The following is a 14,831-nucleotide window of genomic DNA, read 5'->3' on the forward strand; positions in this document are numbered from 1 at the left end:
CATGGACAAGACGGACGAGAGCCGGATCGAACGGCTGGAAGAAACGCTGGCCCATCTGATGCGCGCGAACGAAGACCTGTCGGCGGTCGTCGCATCCCAGCAATCCGAGATCACGCGGCTGATGCGCCGCGTCGGCATGCTGATCGAGCGCGAGGCCGAACGCGAAGCCGCCAGCGGAACCAAAATCCCCTGGCAGATCAACGCCCGCCGCACTGGTAGGCCCCCACTGGCAGGGACGTCAGACGTTTTCGCTGCGGGCTTCTTCGCTGCGGGCTTCCGCCGTGCTTTCGGCGGGTTGCGGCGCGGGTTGTTCGGGGCGGGTCACGCGCATCGGCCGGCTGAAGGGCGCGACGGTGGCGCTGGATGCCGGCTGTTCGGCCTCGATCGCGCGGCGAAAGACCAGAACATTGTGATAGACGGTCGTGCGGCTGGTCAGCCCGCTGCGTTCTTCGGTCGGCAGGGTCTCGGCGCGGATATATTCCCAGCCATCGGCGGCCATGCGGTTCAGCTCTTCGGTCAGCGCCAGCGCAAAGCGGTCGGCGGGGGTTTTGGCGCCCTTGGCCTTTTCGCCGCGTTCGGGGGCGGGAAGCACGGTATATTCGTAAGCGGTCATCGGTTTTCCCTGTTGCTTGTGACAGCAGATAATCCCGCTGGCGCAGCGTGACCACCCCGAATGCCTTTGCCTTTACGGCACAACGCGGTTTCCCGCCAAAATGCGAATGACCGCAGGGTCAGGCCAACCCCTGCCCGTCTGATCCGCGTCACGCGCCAGCAGCGCAATGCCGACCGCCCGGCCTGTCAGCAAGGCAGCAGCCAGCACCGCCGCCCCGCCGGATGGCATTACTGGCCCGGCTTGCTATTGGCCCAGCTTTTTTGCGACCAGTTCGTTGACCGCCGCCGGGTTGGCCTTGCCCCCCGTGGCCTTCAGCACCTGACCGACGAACCAGCCAGCCAGTTTCGGATTGGCCTTGGCCTTTTCGACCTGTTCGGGGTTCGCGGCGATGATATCGTCCACGGCCGCCTCGATGGCGCCCAGATCGGTGACCTGTTTCATGCCGCGCGATTCGACGATCTGCGGCCGGGTCGCCGCCTTCGGTCCACAGGATCTCGAACAGATCCTTGGCAATCTTGCCCGAGATCGTCGCCCTGAGCCGATCAGGTCGATCACGCCGCCCAGTTGGCCTGCCGAAACCGGAGAGGTTTCGACCGTCAGGCCTTCCTTGTTCAGCCGGCCGAAAAGCTCGTTGATGACCCAGTTCGCGGCCTGCTTGCCGTCGCGGCCCTGTGCCACGGCTTCGAAATAATCGGCGTTCTCGACCTCGGCGGTCAGCACGCCCGCATCATATTCGGACAGGCCGAGGATCGACTGACGAAACGCGCCTTTTTGGCGTCCGGCAGTTCGGGCATCGCGGCTGCGATATCATCGACCCAGGCCTGTTCGATCTCCAGCGGCAGCAGGTCGGGATCGGGGAAATAGCGGTAGTCATGCGCCTCTTCCTTGCAGCGCATCGACCGGGTTTCGCCCTTGTCGGGATCATATAGACGGGTTTCCTGAACGACGCTTGCCGCCGTCTTCGACAATCGCGATCTGGCGCCGGGCCTCGTATTCGATAGCCGCCTGGATGAAGCGCAGGGAGTTCATGTTCTTGATCTCGCAGCGCGTGCCCAGATGGCTGAAATCGCCGGTTTCCTGATAACGTTCATAGGCGCCGGGCGGGCAGATGCTGACGTTCACATCGGCACGCAGATTACCGTTCTGCATATTGCCGTCGCAGGTGCCCAGATAGCGCATGATCTGGCGCAGCTTGCTGACATAGGCCGCCGCCTCCTCCGGGCCGCGGATATCGGGGCGGCTGACGATCTCCATCAGCGCGACGCCGGTGCGGTTCAGGTCGACAAAGGACATGTTCGGGTCCATGTCATGGATCGACTTGCCGGCGTCCTGCTCCAGGTGGATGCGTTCGATGCGGACGCGGCGGGCGACGCCCGGTCCCATGTCCACGATCACCTCGCCCTCGCCCACGATGGGATGGTAAAGCTGGCTGATCTGATAGCCCTGCGGCAGGTCGGGATAGAAATAGTTCTTGCGGTCGAAGGCGCTGGTCAGGTTGATGCGCCGCCTTCAGCCCCAGCCCCGTCTTCACCGCCTGCGCCACGCAGAATTCGTTGATGACCGGCAGCATGCCCGGCATGGCCGCATCGACGTATGCGACATGGCTGTTCGGTTCCGCCCCGAACCCGGTCGAGGCCCCGGAAAACAGTTTCGCATTCGAGGCGACCTGCGCGTGAACCTCCAGCCCGATCACCAGTTCCCAATCCTGTTTGGCGCCCTGAATGACCCTGGGTTGCGGAGAGGTAAAGCTGAGCAGATCGAGCATCGCGAAATCCTTGGAAATTTGGGGCTGTTCTAGGCCCAGAACCCCGTCAGAGCAAGAGTGGGCAGAGCAAGAGCGGGGCGGTCACTTCAGCCGCATGATCCGCGCGATATCGTCAAGCGCGTCACGCTGGCGCGGGCTGAGGCCGCCGCCCGACTGGCCGATATCGTTCAGCACCGCCAGCAGGCCGGTGAGACTTTGCCCGTCCAGCTCGTATAGCCGTTTGGTCACCCGCGCGACAGCGGCATCGGCGCCCTTGCATTCATTGACCAGCCAGCGCCCGACGATGACCATTTCATCGGCGCGCAGCGCGCTGACGCCCAGATGCGCGGCCAGCGATCCCTTCGGCGTCTCGACCTGTTCGGCGGTCGGCATGGCGGCCAGATCCAGAAACGCGACGCCGAGCGCGGCAATCGCCAGATCCGGCTCATCGACGCTTTCGACAGGGTGAAGGTTCAAGCGGCGGCGATGGCATCGCCCGCCATCAGCGACACATCGTCCAGCGCCTGTTTCGCCATGCGGATCCGCCAGGCCCAGATACCTGCGGCAAGCATCAATCCAATCAGGCCCAGAATGACCGGCATCTTCAGCAACCTTGTTCAAAAGATCCAGATTTTCGGGCAGATTACCGGCGTTCCGTCAGCTTTGCACCACCGGATGCGCGGATTTCCACCCCAAACAGCCCAGCAGCGGGTGGCGGGATTTTCGCCATGTGCCGAACTGGCAGGCTTCGCGAAACCCGCCACAAGATGTAGTCGGACATCAACGCAACAGTGACGGATGATCCGGATGCAAGTGACCCTTGCCGCGCGCATGATAGGTGCAGCAGCTTTCGCGGCGATGATGGCTCTGGCGGGCTGTGACACCGCGGCCACCGCAAACGGCGCGAATTTCGCCGAGGCCGGGGCTCCGCAGGTCCAGACCGTCCCCGACATGCGTTGGGGTCAGCGTTCGGGATCGCAGGAATGGACCAGCGCCGCTCTGGCCGCGCTGGAGGCCGAAGGCGTGACGCTGCTGTCCACGGTGCCGTCGGATGTGCGGTCGTTCTGTCCGGAACATGCCGCGCTCGACCGTGAAACCCGCAAGCATTTCTGGGTCGGGCTGCTGTCTTCGGTCGCGAAACATGAAAGCAGCTACAACCCCGGCGCGCAGGGTGGCGGTGGCCGCTATCTGGGCCTGATGCAGATTTCCCCGGCGACCGCGCGCCGTTACGGCTGCGACGGCACCATGCTGGACGGTGCCAGCAACATGGCCTGCGCGGTCAGGATCGCGGCGCGCAACGTCTCGCGCGATCAGGCCATCGCCAGCGGGCAGGGCAGCGGCTGGCGCGGCATCGCCCGCGACTGGCTGCCGCTGCGCTCCAGCTCGAAACGCGCCGATATCGCGGGCTGGACCAGCCAGCAAAGCTATTGCGCGCAAACCGCGAAGGCCACCCGCCCGGTCAGCGCCCGCCCGGTCAGCGCCCGTCAAGCATCCGCAGCTCCTGCTGGCGGCCGTTCTTGACATAGGTGATCTTGCCGCCGCCGATCGAGATGATCGTGCCGCCGTCGATCCGGTCGCCAAGCCGCACCGTGACGATCTTGCCATTGCGCAGACGGATCAGCGCGCGGCTGGCCCTGGCCGGCCCCGACGATCCCGATGATCGTCGTCCGTCCCAGATCAGTGCCGCGCCGCTGCGTCGCAGCCGCCGCGACGGATGCGGCGGTTGCCCCCCCTGACCGCACGGCCTGCGCGACCTCGGGCTCGTCATCCACTTCCTGCGGCTTGTAGGTCTGCCTGCGGGCGGCTGCGGCGCGTTCCTCGGCGGCGACTCGGGCGCGGGCGCGGGCCTGCCTGGCGCAGGCGCGGGCCTGCGCTTCGGCAGCGGCATCGGCCCCTGGGCGCGGGCGCGGATGCGCGCTTCGGCCCGGGATTGCAACTGTTCGTCGAGGCGGCGGCGTTCGGCCTGCTGCGCCTCGCTCGGGCCGCCGCCGGTGTCGGCTGCGGCTGCGGGGTGCTGCGGCGCTATCGGCAGCAGCGCACGGCTGCCGCCCGAGCGGCGCGGCGGCAGGTTGGACGAGGTCAGCGCGCTCAGCGCCACGGCCCCCGGCGTCGCGGTCGAGGCCGTGACCGCTTCGGCAATCGCCTGCGTCACCGCCGCCTCATCCATCGCCGGCGCCCCGGCCCTGCGCCCTTCGGGCTTGCCACGCGGACGGTTCGAGCTGCGTAAAAGCCCGCCGGAATCGCGGGCGGGCATCGTCGAGGCGGAACTCGTCGCATTGGATCCGGGCCGCGCGGCGGGTGGATCGGAATCGACGGCGGACCTGACGGCGCTTTCGACCGCCGCCGCCTGCGACGCGGTCGCGGCCGAGCCGGTAGCCGGCGCTGCGGGCGGTTTTCGGCCAGCCGATAGGATTCGCTGTTGTTCCAGTTGGCGGGCTGATCCGCGTCGCGCGCTTCGGCGCGGCGCAGATCATGCAGGAACCGGTCGATATGGCGCTGCTCGGCGGGGGTCAGGTCATCGCGCCCCACATCCGGGACCGAGCCTTCGGGCCGCGAGGGCGGGCGCGAGGAACTGCGCAGGCTGCTGACCGAAGGCGCGCTTTGCTGTGGCGCGGCAGCGGCGGGAGTGGCCGCCGGGGTCGGCGCGGGGGCGGCTGTGCGCGTGGCGGGGCGCGGCGGGCGCACGCCTGCGGGACGCGGCGTCTGGCGCTGCGCGGTTTCCAGCGGCAGCGGATTGTCGGGCACGGCGGGCGGCGTATCCGCAATCGGCGCGGTCGCCTGCCTGCGCGGCGCGCTGATCGGGCGGGCCGAACTGGACAGCCGGGGCCGCGTCGATTGCGCCGATGCCTGCGCGGGCGCCGGGGTCGTCGTGCGGGCCGGTTCTGCCTGCGTGCGTTCGGGCTGCGGGCGCGGTGCCGGAGGACGCGCAGCCATATCCGCCGCGCTGGTCGCCAGCGCAATCGCCAGAGCCTGTTCGGCCGGGCTCATCTGCGCGGCGACATTGGCGGCGGGCTGCGGATCGGCGGCAGGGGTTGGCGCGACAACACTGGCCGCAGGATCCGTGGCTGCGGTCTGCGCATCCGCTGTGCCATCGGGCGCGGCATCCGATGCCGTGGCGACGCTTTCCGTTTCCATCACAGGCTGTTCACCCGCCTGATTTTCGGCGGTGAGCGGCCCGGTTGCGTCAGCATCGGGCGCGGCATCCGCCGTTTCAACCGGCGCGGTTTCGATGGGCGCGGCTTCGATGGGGGTCGCTTCGTCAGGCAGCGCCTCAACCGGCGCCGTCGCGACAGCGGTGGTTTCGGCGGGCGTGGTTTCCGCTGGCGCGGCGTCTTCGGCGAATTCCGGCATGACCGGAACAGTGTCGCGCGGCACAAGGAAGGCCCAGACCAGCAGCAGCCCCACGACCAGCGCGCCCAGCATGGCAATCAGTTCGACCAGCCCGCCACGCTTGGCGACCTGCGCCCGTCCCGACGCGGCAGCGGCGGGATTGGCGCGCGCCTTGCGGCCCCTGTCCGCGCCATCCCCGGAGGGCGCATGGCGCACCACCGTCGGCCCGCCCGCCGCGCCGGCACGCAGCGCAGGTTCGGCACGCAGCGCAGGTTCGGCACGCAGGCGGGTCTTTGCCGTGACCTCTGCCGCCTCGGCAGCGGCGAGTTCGGCAGCAGCGAGTTCGGCGGCGGCGGCAAGCGCGGCCTGTTCCGCCTCGGTCAGATCATCATCTTCGGGGGCGGGTTCGGTATCGGTCGCTTCCGGCGACGGCGCATCCTGAACCCCGGCTGCGGCAGCTTCCGCAACGGCGTCATCCGAATCGGCCACGGCCTGCGTGGCGTCAGCGTCATCCCCGGCATCCGCAACATCAGCGGCGGGGGCATCGTCAGCGGGGTCATCGGAAACAGCCGTCTCGACGTCCGGATCTGCGGGTTCGGACAGATCGGCGCTCAAGCCCTCATCCGGCTGACCTGCGGGCGCGTCCCCGTCCGAGGGCACCTCAACCGCAGCCTCGTCACCCTCGGCCTGTTCTGCGGTATCGGCAAACAGATCCGCCTGCCCCTCTGCCGGGGCGGGCCGATCGTCCGGTTCGTCAAGCGCGGCGTCATGCGCCCCGGCCTGCGCCTGTGGCAGTTCCAGCCCGGAAAGCACGGGCTGTTCCCCTTCATCCGCCGATGCGGGGGGCAGTTCGGTATAGGATACGTCGGTGATGTCTTCGGCAGCCTCTGCCTCGGGCGCAACCTCTTCGCCAGTGAATTCGTCGTGGTCGCGAAATCCCGCCTCATCGGCGAATTCGTCGGGCAGATCGGCGTCCAGATCCAGGCTCAGCGTATCGGCGGGGCCGTCCCCTGCCGCCTCATCAAGGCCAAAGACCGGCATGCCGGGATATTCGTCATCCTCGGGCAAGGCGGAATAGCCAAAGCTGGCGAAACCGTGGCGCTCGGCGAATTCGCGCGCCTCGATCAGGGTCTGACGGGCGACGGCGGCGACGCGGACATCGGCGCCCTCATCGGTCCAGTCATAGGCCAGTTCGTCAATGTCATAGGGGGTCAGCCCGTCCAGCGCCTGCCCCACGGCGGCGCCGCGTTCAGGCCCCGTGGGCACCGACAGGCTGGTATACAGGATCTGGTCCTGCGGAATCAGCAGCATCACCGGCAGCCCGTCGCCATGCAGACCCGGATCGGCGGCCCGCGCCCGCAGCGCGGCCAGATCCGCCCGGAAACTGGACGAGGCAAAATCGGCCGAGCCAAGCGACTGCCAGGACCGGTCCACCGCATCGCCCCCCGTTGTATCGGGGCCGCGACGCAGCAGGTGCACGGCTTCGGCCGTAAACGAAAGGGCGAATTCGGTTGCGTGATCGAGCGGCATCAATGGGGCTTTTCTGACTGCTGACGGCTTGCCGTTTGTTTATAGGTTTTGTCCATGAACTACCTCATATTGACACCTGTGAAAAGCCAAACACTGTATTGTGAGGCGAACTGATTTCACTTGTCCGCGTTCTGTCGTCACAAATCACCCTGCATGCAGAAAAATCGCATGCGTATTCAAAGGCCCGGAGAACGATATGGCATTGCCGATCAACCGCTTTCACCCTCTTGCCGTCGCGCCGCGCACGCTGGTTGCGGGGCTGACCGCCCTTGCGCTGGTCGCGGGCGCCCTGCCCGCCACCGCGCAGGACGCGCCGGCGGCACGCCCGGGTCCGATGCATGTCCGCCCGGCGATGCTGACCGTGACCGGCACCGGCCAATCGGCCGCGGAACCGGATATGGCGCAGATCACCGTCGGCGTCAGCACGCAGGCCGCCACCGCATCCGGGGCGATGACGGAAAACGCCACGCGCCAGCAAGCGGTGATCGACCAGTTGAAGGCCGAGGGGATCGAGGATCGCGATATCCAGACCGCTGGCCTGAACCTGTCGCCGATCCAAGATTTTTCGCAGGACGGCAAACCGCCGGTCATCACCGGCTATAGGCGCAAAACACCGGTTTCGGTGCGCGTCCGCGATCTGGCGAAACTGGTGCGGTTCTGGACAAGCTGGTCGAAAGCGGCGCGAATGAAATCAGCGGCATCAGCTTTTCGCGCGAAGACACGACCGAGGCCGAAGACGCCGCCCGCGTCGATGCGATTTCCGCAGCCGCCCGCCGCGCCGAGGTGATGGCCAATGCCGCCGATCAGCGCCTTGGCCCGATCATGTCGATTTCGGACAGCGAAATCCCGTCCGGGCCGCAGCCGATGCTGATGGGCATGGCCCGCGCCGAAAGGCCTCGACCCCGATTCAGGCGGGTGAGCTGTCGATTTCCGCGCGCGTGACCGTGGTCTACGCCCTGCCGCCCAATGAGGCCGCCCCCGATCAGACCACCCCCGAGTCCCCCACGGAACCCGTGTCCCCCACGGAATAAGACGCGAAAGGGCAGGTTGAGACGCCGCCCTTTTTCATTTCTTGTCAGGATTTTACGCGCGATATTTCAGGCAGTCGCCAGGGTCAGCGCCTGATCCAGATCCGCGATCAGATCCTCCGGATCCTCGATCCCCACCGAAATACGCACCACATCGGCCCCGGCACCCGCAGCCTCTTTCTGCGCATCCGTCAACTGGCTGTGCGTGGTCGAGGCCGAATGGATAACCAGCGAGCGCGCATCGCCAAGATTGGCGACATGGCTGAACAGTTTCAGGCTGTCGACCAGTTTGACGCAGGATTCGTAACCGCCCTTGACCGCAAAGGTGAACAGGGCGCCCGCGCCCTTGGGATAGACGCGCCTTGCCGTGTCATGCCGTGGCGAGGACGGCAGCCCGGCATAGGTCACGGCGGTGATGCGCGGATCTTTTTCCAGCCATTCCGCGACCTTCTGGGCGTTTTCGACATGGCGCCGCATGCGCAGGCCAAGCGTTTCGATACCCATCAGCGTGTAATGCGCGCCCTGCGGGTTCATCGTCATGCCCAGATCGCGCAGGCCGATGGCGATGCCGTGGAAGGTAAAGGCCAGCGCGCCAAAGGTCTCGTGAAACTTCAGCCCGTGATAGGCGGGTTCAGGCTCTGACAGGCTGGGGAACTTGCCCGAGGCCGACCAGTCGAATTTCCCGCTGTCAACGACCACCCCGCCCGTCACCGTGCCATTGCCGGTCATGAATTTGGTCAGGCTGTGGACGACCAGCGTCGCGCCCATCTCGATCGGGCGGCACAGATAGGGGCTGGCCAGCGTGTTGTCGACGATCAGCGGCAGGCCGACCTCATCCGCGACCTTGGCCACGGCCGGGATATCGGTGACGTAGCCGCCGGGGTTAGACACCGATTCGCAGAAGATCGCACGGGTGTCGTCATCGACGGCCGCCCGCAGCGCCTCCAGATCGTCCAGATCGACGAATTTGCACGACCAGCCAAAGCGTTTGATGGTCTGGCCCAGTTGCGTCACCGTCCCGCCATACAGCCGGGTCGAGGCGATGATGTTCCGGCCCGGCCCCATCAGCGGAAACAGCGCCATGATCTGCGCCGCATGACCCGAGGAACAGCAGACCGCACCCGCGCCGCCTTCCAGTTCCGCCACCCGCGCCTGCAGCGCGGCGACGGTCGGATTGGTCAGGCGCGAATAGATGTAACCGACCTCTTGCAGGCCAAAGAGCCGCGCGGCATGGGCGGCGTCCTTGAACACATAGGACGTGGTCTGATAGATCGGCACCTGCCGCGCGCCGGTCGCCGGATCGGGTGCCGCGCCGGCATGGATCGCCAGCGTGTCGAAGCCCTTGATATCGGTCATTGCCTTCCTCCCTCGGGATGTCTGGCGACACCCTAAGCAGTGCTGTGCGGGCTTGCAATTCCGCAGCAGGAAACGAGATGACATCCTGCGCGAAATCCGCCTTGCGGGGAACAGGCGTTTCCGGTGGGGCCGGTTCGGGAAGGATCGTTTTCCGCAGGCCGGGCGGGGTCACGGGAATCGCACAACCCCCGAATGCGCCGCCACAGGATCAGGACGTTACAGCCGAAACCTGCGAACCGCGCCACGGCGAACGGTATAATTTCATTTGTAATCAGTTGACTGAATGACGTTTTTAATAATTCGGGGCAGGATTTCCGGCAGGTCGTCCGCGATCAGCCCCGGCCCCAGCACGCGCCCCGCCGCCGCATGCAGCGCCGCCCCGATGGCCGCGCCATGGCCTGCCGCAAAGCCGCGCGCCAGCAGGCCGGCGATCAGACCGGCCAGCACATCCCCCGATCCCGCCGTCCCCAGCCATGGCGCCGCCGCATCATAGCAAGATGCCTGAATCCGCACCGGCAGCCCTCCGCGACCGATCACGGTATCCGCCCCCTTCAACAGCACGACCGCCCCCGCGCGCAGCGATGCGGTCCGCGCGGCATCGACCCGCGACAGGGTATCGGGGCCGTCAGCCGTCAAAAGCCGCGCCAGATCGGGGAACAGCCGGGCGAATTCGCCCAGATGCGGGGTCAGGACGTGATCCTGCGTCAGCCCCTGAAAGCCGCCATGCCGCGACAACGCGGTCAGCGCATCGGCATCAAACACGGTCTTGCGCCCCGCCTGCAGCACCGCAGGCAACAGGCTCAGCGCCCGCTCGATCCCGCAACCCGGCCCGATCAGCACGGTCGAGATGCGCGGATCGCGCAGCAGCCCGACCAGATCCTGCGGCCCATCGACCGGACGCCGCATCAGCGCATCGGGCGCAGCGGCATGTTCGCCCATCGCGGTGGATGGCGGGGCGATGGTGACCAGCCCGGCGCCAACCCGCAGCGCCGCGCGCGCAGCCAGCCGCGCCGCACCGCCCTGCCCCGGCCCGCCCGCGATCACCAGCACATGGCCATGATCGAATTTATGCGCGCGGGGCGCCTTGTCCAGCAGGGCGCGGGCCAGATCGTCAAACCGCCCCCGGCATGACGGCAAAAGCCCGGACCGGCAAGTTCGGCGGGCGGCGCATCAAAGGCCGTGCCGCGCCGGGGACCAAGGCCGATATCCGCGACGACCAGTTGAGCGCAGATCTGCGGCCCGATTTCAAGCACATGACCAAGGCGCGGGCTGTCGAAGGTAACGGTCAGGCAGGCGCGCGGCGAATCGCGACAGTCGCGGCGCGGCCAGCCCGGCATCGCGCCGCTGTCCAGATCCAGCCCGCTTGGGCAATCGACCGCGATCAGACGCTCGGCATAAGCCGGATCCGCGCCCAGATGGCGCAGGACAGCCAGAATGTCACCCTGCGGCGCACGGCGCAGGCTCGGTGCCGAAAATCGCGTCTATATAGATGTCATCGCCCGCGCCCTTCAGGGAATCGCAGGTCAGGGGCGCAACCGGCCCGATTTCCAGCCACAGCGCGCGCATCCGCGCGGCATCGGCGGGGGGCGCGTTGTCCAGCCCCAGAACCCGCACCTTCCAGCCCGCGCGGTGCAGCAGCCGCGCGATGACATAGCCGTCGCCCCCATTGTTGCCCGGCCCGCACAGCACGCAGGCGCGCCCCGGCACGGGCCAGCGCAGGCGAATCTGTCCCGCAACGGCACGGCCCGCACGCTCCATCAGCGCCGCCCCGGTCACCTTTCCGCTGGCGATTGCCGCAGATTCCAGCGCGCGCATCTGCCCAGAAGACAGGATTTCACAGCTTCCCAGCACGTTATCAGCCGCTTTTTTCATCACTGTGCCTATATATTGTGCAGCAATCCCGGTTTCCGGTTTTCCACCCGCGCCATCGCCGCTTGGTCGTGGACCTGCGTCATGAAACCCGCCAATCAGGGGGCAGACAAGTCGCGAGGAAGGATCAGGCGATGAAGAAAGTTGAGGCGATCATCAAGCCGTTCAAACTGGATGACGTGAAAGAGGCGCTTCAGGAGGTCGGAGTTCAAGGTCTGTCGGTCACCGAAATCAAGGGTTTCGGCCGTCAGAAAGGTCATACCGAACTGTATCGCGGTGCGGAATATGTCGTCGACTTCCTGCCCAAGGTCAAAATCGAAATGGTGCTGCCCGATGATATGGTCGACACCGCCGTCGATGCGATCGTCAGCGCCGCCCGCACCGACAAGATCGGCGATGGCAAGATCTTTGTCTCGCCCGTCGAACAGGCCGTCCGCATCCGCACCGGAGAAACCGGCGACGACGCCCTGTAAGGCCCGAATTCTGCTGAACGACCGCGCAATCAGACAGATCAACCATAAGCGCAAAGCCCGCGCATAGGGACCAAGCCCCTGCCGGATCTGAACCGCCAGGAATCCCGGAGAAACGACCCATGAAAGTAAAAGACGTTCTTGACCTGCTGAAGGACGAGGAGATCGCCTATGTCGATGTCCGCTTTACCGACCCCAAGGGCAAGCTGCAGCACGTCACCCTGGATGTCGATCTGATCGACGAGGACTTTTTCGAAGAAGGCTTCATGTTCGACGGCTCGTCGATCGCGGGCTGGAAATCCATCGACCAGTCCGACATGAAGCTGATGCCCGATGCCGCCTCGGCCTATGTCGATCCGTTCTATGCGGAAAAAACCCTGTGCGTCCATTGCGACGTGGCCGAACCCGACACCGGCGAAGCCTATTCCCGCGACCCCCGCGGCACCGCGAAAAAGGCCGAAGCCTATCTGAAATCCAGCGGCATCGGCGATACCGCCTATTTCGGCCCCGAGGCGGAATTCTTTCTGTTCGACGACGTGCGCTATGCGGTCACGCCGCAGAAGGTCTCCTTTGAAATCGACGCCGTCGATGCGGCATGGAACACTGATACGGTTTACGAATCGGGCAACCGTGGTCATCGCGCGGCCCATAAGGGCGGCTATTTCCCGGTCAACCCGATCGACGCGGCCCAGGATATCCGCGGCGAGATGCTGTCCACCATGAAGCGCATGGGCATCAAGGTCGACAAGCACCATCACGAGGTCGCATCCGCGCAGCACGAGCTGGGCATGATCTTTGGCGGGCTGGTCGAACAGGCCGACAACATCCAGAAATACAAATATGTCATCCACAACGTCGCCGCCGCCTATGGCAAATCGGCGACCTTCATGCCCAAGCCCATGAAGGGCGACAACGGGTCCGGGATGCATGTGAACATGTCGATCTGGAAAGAGGGCAAGCCCCTGTTTGCAGGCGACAAATACGCCGACCTGAGCCAGGAGGCGCTGTATTTCATCGGCGGCATCCTGAAACATGCCAAGGCGCTGAACGCGCTGACCAACCCCTCGACCAACAGCTACAAGCGTCTGATCCCCGGTTTCGAGGCCCCCGTCCTGCGCGCCTATTCGGCCCGCAACCGCTCGGGCTGCGTGCGCATTCCGTGGACCGAATCGCCCAAGGCGAAACGTGTCGAGGCCCGCTTTCCCGATCCCGCGGCGAACCCCTATCTGGCCTTTGCCGCCCTGCTGATGGCCGGTCTGGACGGGATCAAGAACAAGATCGACCCGGGCCCTGCATCGGACAAGGACCTGTACGACCTGCCGCCCGAGGAACTGGCCGAAATCCCGACCGTCTGCGGTTCGCTGCGCGAGGCGCTGGAAGAGCTGGAAAAGGACATGGATTTCCTGCTGGCGGGCGATGTCTTTACCCGCGATCAGCTGGAGGCCTATATCAAGCTGAAGTGGGAAGAGGTCTACGCCGACGAACACACCCCGCACCCGGTCGAATACGCGATGTATTTCAGCTGCTGACCGCAGCCCGGACAGTGACCGGAACGGCCGCCCTGACGGGCGGCCTTTTTTCGTTACAGGGCAAAGATGTCATCGGCGACATTGGCAACCGTCAGGCCCGCACCGTTGATCGTCATCCGCCCATCCGCGCCGAAATCAATGACCACGCCGGTCGCGATCTTGCGCATGTGGTCGGCGATGAATTGCGCGGGATTTGCATCCAGCAGCCGCGCATCGATGAACAGCCGGTCCACCCCCTTTTCATAGCCATTGATCACATCAACGCCGCTGCCCCTGGCAAAGACAAAGACATCCGCACCGGCACCCCCGTTCAGCGTGTCATTGCCGGGCCCGCCGACCAGCGTGTCGCGACCGGCACCGCCCAGCAAAAGATCGTTGCCGCCTTCGCCCCGCAGCAGATCATGGCCATCGCCGCCATTCATCTGGTCGTGGCCCGCACCGCCCAGAATCCGGTCATTGCCCAACCCGCCCAGAATGGTGTCATTCCCGGCCCCGCCGCGCAGCAGATCGGCGCCCCCACCCCCAACGACCTTGTCGTTGCCGACATCGCCGTCGATCGTATCGGCCCCCATGCCGCCGCTCAGGACATCATGGCCAAAGCCGCCAGGGATGCGGTCATTGCCCATGCCGCCATTCAGCGTATCATGGCCGCCAGCGCCGTTCATCCAGTCGTGACCGGCACCGCCATTCGCCAGATCGTTGCGGGCGGTCAGCCTGAATTCGTCATTCCTTGGCGTGTTCTGCCCCGGCAGCGGTGGGAAGAAGACGCTGCCATTGAAGCCGCCAAGCCATTGCTGCCGCGTCTGGACCGACAGATCGACAGCGGGCAGATTGCCCGGCATGAACCGCCCCAGGTCCAGCATCACATGCCCGTCGGTATCCGCGAAATTCTGCGTCACCATCAGCACGCGATGCCCGGCGAATTCGCCGACCTGCAGCCCGATCCCGATATAGGCCGTATCGCCCAGGATATTGCGCAGATGCGAGGGGCTGTTCATCAGGTTCTGGTGCAACTGCTCGATCTCATCGCTCAGATCCGCCTCGCCCCGGATGCTGACATAGGCGATGTTTTCGGCGGTGCGCCAGCTTCCGGCCAGATCGAAACCAGCCGCCTCCATCCGCTGGCGAGAGGACGAGCCGCCCACCCCGGTATGGGAAAAGATATCGCGGTCCAGCATCCAGCGGCTATGCGCATCGGCCGAATCGTTCAGCCGCTTTTCGATGCGCAAGGGAGCCAGCCCCTGCGCCTGACGCGCCTGATTGACCAGGCTGACAAAATACCGCTCATCACTTGATGCGAAAGACATGCGTTCGTTCCCTGTTGACCCGCCGCCATGCTAACCTGCCATGCCATATGTTAAA

General features: G+C 65.8%; 16 protein-coding genes and 3 pseudogenes. 5 read left to right on the forward strand and 14 right to left on the reverse strand.

Translation table 11 applies throughout. From position 1 onward, the window contains the following. Position 1: 1 nt before the first annotated feature. Positions 2–219 (forward strand): annotated as a pseudogene (locus PE067_RS05010) (SlyX family protein). 19 nt (positions 220–238) lie between these two features. On the opposite strand, the gene PE067_RS05015 reads toward PE067_RS05010, so the two are convergent. From PE067_RS05015 to PE067_RS05045, 7 genes and pseudogenes are all read right to left on the reverse strand, one after another. Next, positions 239–613, reverse strand: coding sequence for a DUF4177 domain-containing protein (locus PE067_RS05015; RefSeq protein ID WP_276188102.1), 375 nt, complete (start codon positions 611–613; stop codon positions 239–241). Positions 614–856: 243 nt separating this feature from the next. After that, positions 857–1,333 (reverse strand): hypothetical protein, encoded by a 477-nt coding sequence (locus PE067_RS05020; RefSeq protein WP_276188103.1) that lies wholly within the window; start codon positions 1,331–1,333, stop codon positions 857–859. Then, on the reverse strand, positions 1,327–1,581 hold the full coding sequence (locus PE067_RS05025; protein WP_276188104.1) for a hypothetical protein: 255 nt from the start codon (positions 1,579–1,581) through the stop codon (positions 1,327–1,329). Before PE067_RS05025 ends, PE067_RS05020 begins: the two co-directional genes overlap by 7 nt. Beyond that, positions 1,535–2,113, reverse strand: coding sequence for a hypothetical protein (locus PE067_RS05030; protein WP_346429659.1), 579 nt, complete (start codon positions 2,111–2,113; stop codon positions 1,535–1,537). Before PE067_RS05030 ends, PE067_RS05025 begins: the two co-directional genes overlap by 47 nt. A 46-nt stretch (positions 2,114–2,159) precedes the next feature. Next, positions 2,160–2,378, reverse strand: a pseudogene (gene gatB / locus PE067_RS05035) (Asp-tRNA(Asn)/Glu-tRNA(Gln) amidotransferase GatCAB subunit B); the annotation flags it as partial. A gap of 81 nt (positions 2,379–2,459) precedes the next feature. Next, a complete protein-coding gene (locus PE067_RS05040) occupies positions 2,460–2,834 on the reverse strand; it encodes a hypothetical protein (protein ID WP_276188105.1) in 375 nt (124 codons plus the stop codon). Then, positions 2,831–2,959 (reverse strand): hypothetical protein, encoded by a 129-nt coding sequence (locus PE067_RS05045; protein ID WP_276188106.1) that lies wholly within the window; start codon positions 2,957–2,959, stop codon positions 2,831–2,833. Before PE067_RS05045 ends, PE067_RS05040 begins: the two co-directional genes overlap by 4 nt. A gap of 205 nt (positions 2,960–3,164) precedes the next feature. Between PE067_RS05045 and PE067_RS05050 the strand changes: the two genes are divergently transcribed. Beyond that, a complete protein-coding gene (locus PE067_RS05050; RefSeq protein ID WP_276188107.1) occupies positions 3,165–3,878 on the forward strand; it encodes a lytic transglycosylase domain-containing protein in 714 nt (237 codons plus the stop codon). On the opposite strand, the gene PE067_RS05055 is transcribed toward PE067_RS05050, so the two are convergent. Then, on the reverse strand, positions 3,832–4,524 hold the full coding sequence (locus PE067_RS05055; protein WP_276188108.1) for a hypothetical protein: 693 nt from the start codon (positions 4,522–4,524) through the stop codon (positions 3,832–3,834). The genes PE067_RS05050 and PE067_RS05055 overlap by 47 nt on opposite strands. Continuing rightward, entirely contained in the window at positions 4,506–7,217 is a 2,712-nt protein-coding gene (locus PE067_RS05060) for a hypothetical protein (RefSeq protein WP_276188109.1), read from the reverse strand. The genes PE067_RS05055 and PE067_RS05060 overlap by 19 nt, the downstream gene beginning before the upstream one ends. A 397-nt stretch (positions 7,218–7,614) precedes the next feature. On the opposite strand from PE067_RS05060, the pseudogene PE067_RS05065 reads away from it, so the two are divergent. Beyond that, a pseudogene (locus PE067_RS05065) lies at positions 7,615–8,159 on the forward strand (SIMPL domain-containing protein). A 155-nt stretch (positions 8,160–8,314) separates the two neighbouring features. On the opposite strand, the gene PE067_RS05070 reads toward PE067_RS05065, so the two are convergent. The 4 genes from PE067_RS05070 to PE067_RS05085 form a co-directional block, all read right to left on the reverse strand. Next, entirely contained in the window at positions 8,315–9,601 is a 1,287-nt protein-coding gene (locus PE067_RS05070; protein WP_276188110.1) for an O-acetylhomoserine aminocarboxypropyltransferase/cysteine synthase, read from the reverse strand. A 261-nt stretch (positions 9,602–9,862) separates the two neighbouring features. Beyond that, positions 9,863–10,738: an NAD(P)H-hydrate dehydratase gene (locus tag PE067_RS05075; protein WP_276188111.1), complete on the reverse strand. Its 876-nt coding sequence runs from the start codon at positions 10,736–10,738 to the stop codon at positions 9,863–9,865. Continuing rightward, positions 10,642–10,938 carry a hypothetical protein gene (locus tag PE067_RS05080; RefSeq protein WP_276188112.1) on the reverse strand — a complete coding sequence of 99 codons (297 nt, stop codon included), beginning with the start codon at positions 10,936–10,938 and terminating at the stop codon, positions 10,642–10,644. Before PE067_RS05080 ends, PE067_RS05075 begins: the two co-directional genes overlap by 97 nt. A gap of 100 nt (positions 10,939–11,038) precedes the next feature. Further along, positions 11,039–11,473, reverse strand: a complete 435-nt coding sequence (locus PE067_RS05085) for an NAD(P)H-hydrate epimerase (protein WP_276188113.1) — start codon at positions 11,471–11,473, stop codon at positions 11,039–11,041. A gap of 131 nt (positions 11,474–11,604) precedes the next feature. Here PE067_RS05085 and PE067_RS05090 point away from each other — a divergent pair, with 131 nt between their 5' ends. Continuing rightward, positions 11,605–11,943, forward strand: a complete 339-nt coding sequence (locus PE067_RS05090; protein WP_276188114.1) for a P-II family nitrogen regulator — start codon at positions 11,605–11,607, stop codon at positions 11,941–11,943. A gap of 119 nt (positions 11,944–12,062) precedes the next feature. Beyond that, positions 12,063–13,469: a type I glutamate--ammonia ligase gene (gene glnA, locus PE067_RS05095; protein WP_276188115.1), complete on the forward strand. Its 1,407-nt coding sequence runs from the start codon at positions 12,063–12,065 to the stop codon at positions 13,467–13,469. Between the two features lie 53 nt (positions 13,470–13,522). Here glnA and PE067_RS05100 read toward each other — a convergent pair whose 3' ends face one another. Continuing rightward, positions 13,523–14,776 (reverse strand): CAP domain-containing protein, encoded by a 1,254-nt coding sequence (locus PE067_RS05100; RefSeq protein ID WP_276188116.1) that lies wholly within the window; start codon positions 14,774–14,776, stop codon positions 13,523–13,525. Positions 14,777–14,831: the final 55 nt, after the last annotated feature.

The sequence above is a fragment of the Paracoccus sp. DMF-8 genome, assembly GCF_029309835.1.
Lineage (GTDB): Bacteria > Pseudomonadota > Alphaproteobacteria > Rhodobacterales > Rhodobacteraceae > Paracoccus.

Coding starts and splice junctions, on each gene's coding strand:
- PE067_RS05100 (WP_276188116.1), bottom strand. CDS start 14,776: ATGTCTTTCGCATCAAGTGATGAGCGGTATTTTGTCAGCCTGGTCAAT.
- PE067_RS05045 (WP_276188106.1), bottom strand. CDS start 2,959: ATGCCGGTCATTCTGGGCCTGATTGGATTGATGCTTGCCGCAGGTATC.
- glnA (WP_276188115.1), top strand. CDS start 12,063: ATGAAAGTAAAAGACGTTCTTGACCTGCTGAAGGACGAGGAGATCGCC.
- PE067_RS05015 (WP_276188102.1), bottom strand. CDS start 613: ATGACCGCTTACGAATATACCGTGCTTCCCGCCCCCGAACGCGGCGAA.
- PE067_RS05080 (WP_276188112.1), bottom strand. CDS start 10,938: ATGCCGGGCTGGCCGCGCCGCGACTGTCGCGATTCGCCGCGCGCCTGC.
- PE067_RS05050 (WP_276188107.1), top strand. CDS start 3,165: ATGCAAGTGACCCTTGCCGCGCGCATGATAGGTGCAGCAGCTTTCGCG.
- PE067_RS05090 (WP_276188114.1), top strand. CDS start 11,605: ATGAAGAAAGTTGAGGCGATCATCAAGCCGTTCAAACTGGATGACGTG.
- PE067_RS05060 (WP_276188109.1), bottom strand. CDS start 7,217: ATGCCGCTCGATCACGCAACCGAATTCGCCCTTTCGTTTACGGCCGAA.
- PE067_RS05085 (WP_276188113.1), bottom strand. CDS start 11,473: ATGAAAAAAGCGGCTGATAACGTGCTGGGAAGCTGTGAAATCCTGTCT.
- PE067_RS05070 (WP_276188110.1), bottom strand. CDS start 9,601: ATGACCGATATCAAGGGCTTCGACACGCTGGCGATCCATGCCGGCGCG.
- PE067_RS05055 (WP_276188108.1), bottom strand. CDS start 4,524: ATGGATGAGGCGGCGGTGACGCAGGCGATTGCCGAAGCGGTCACGGCC.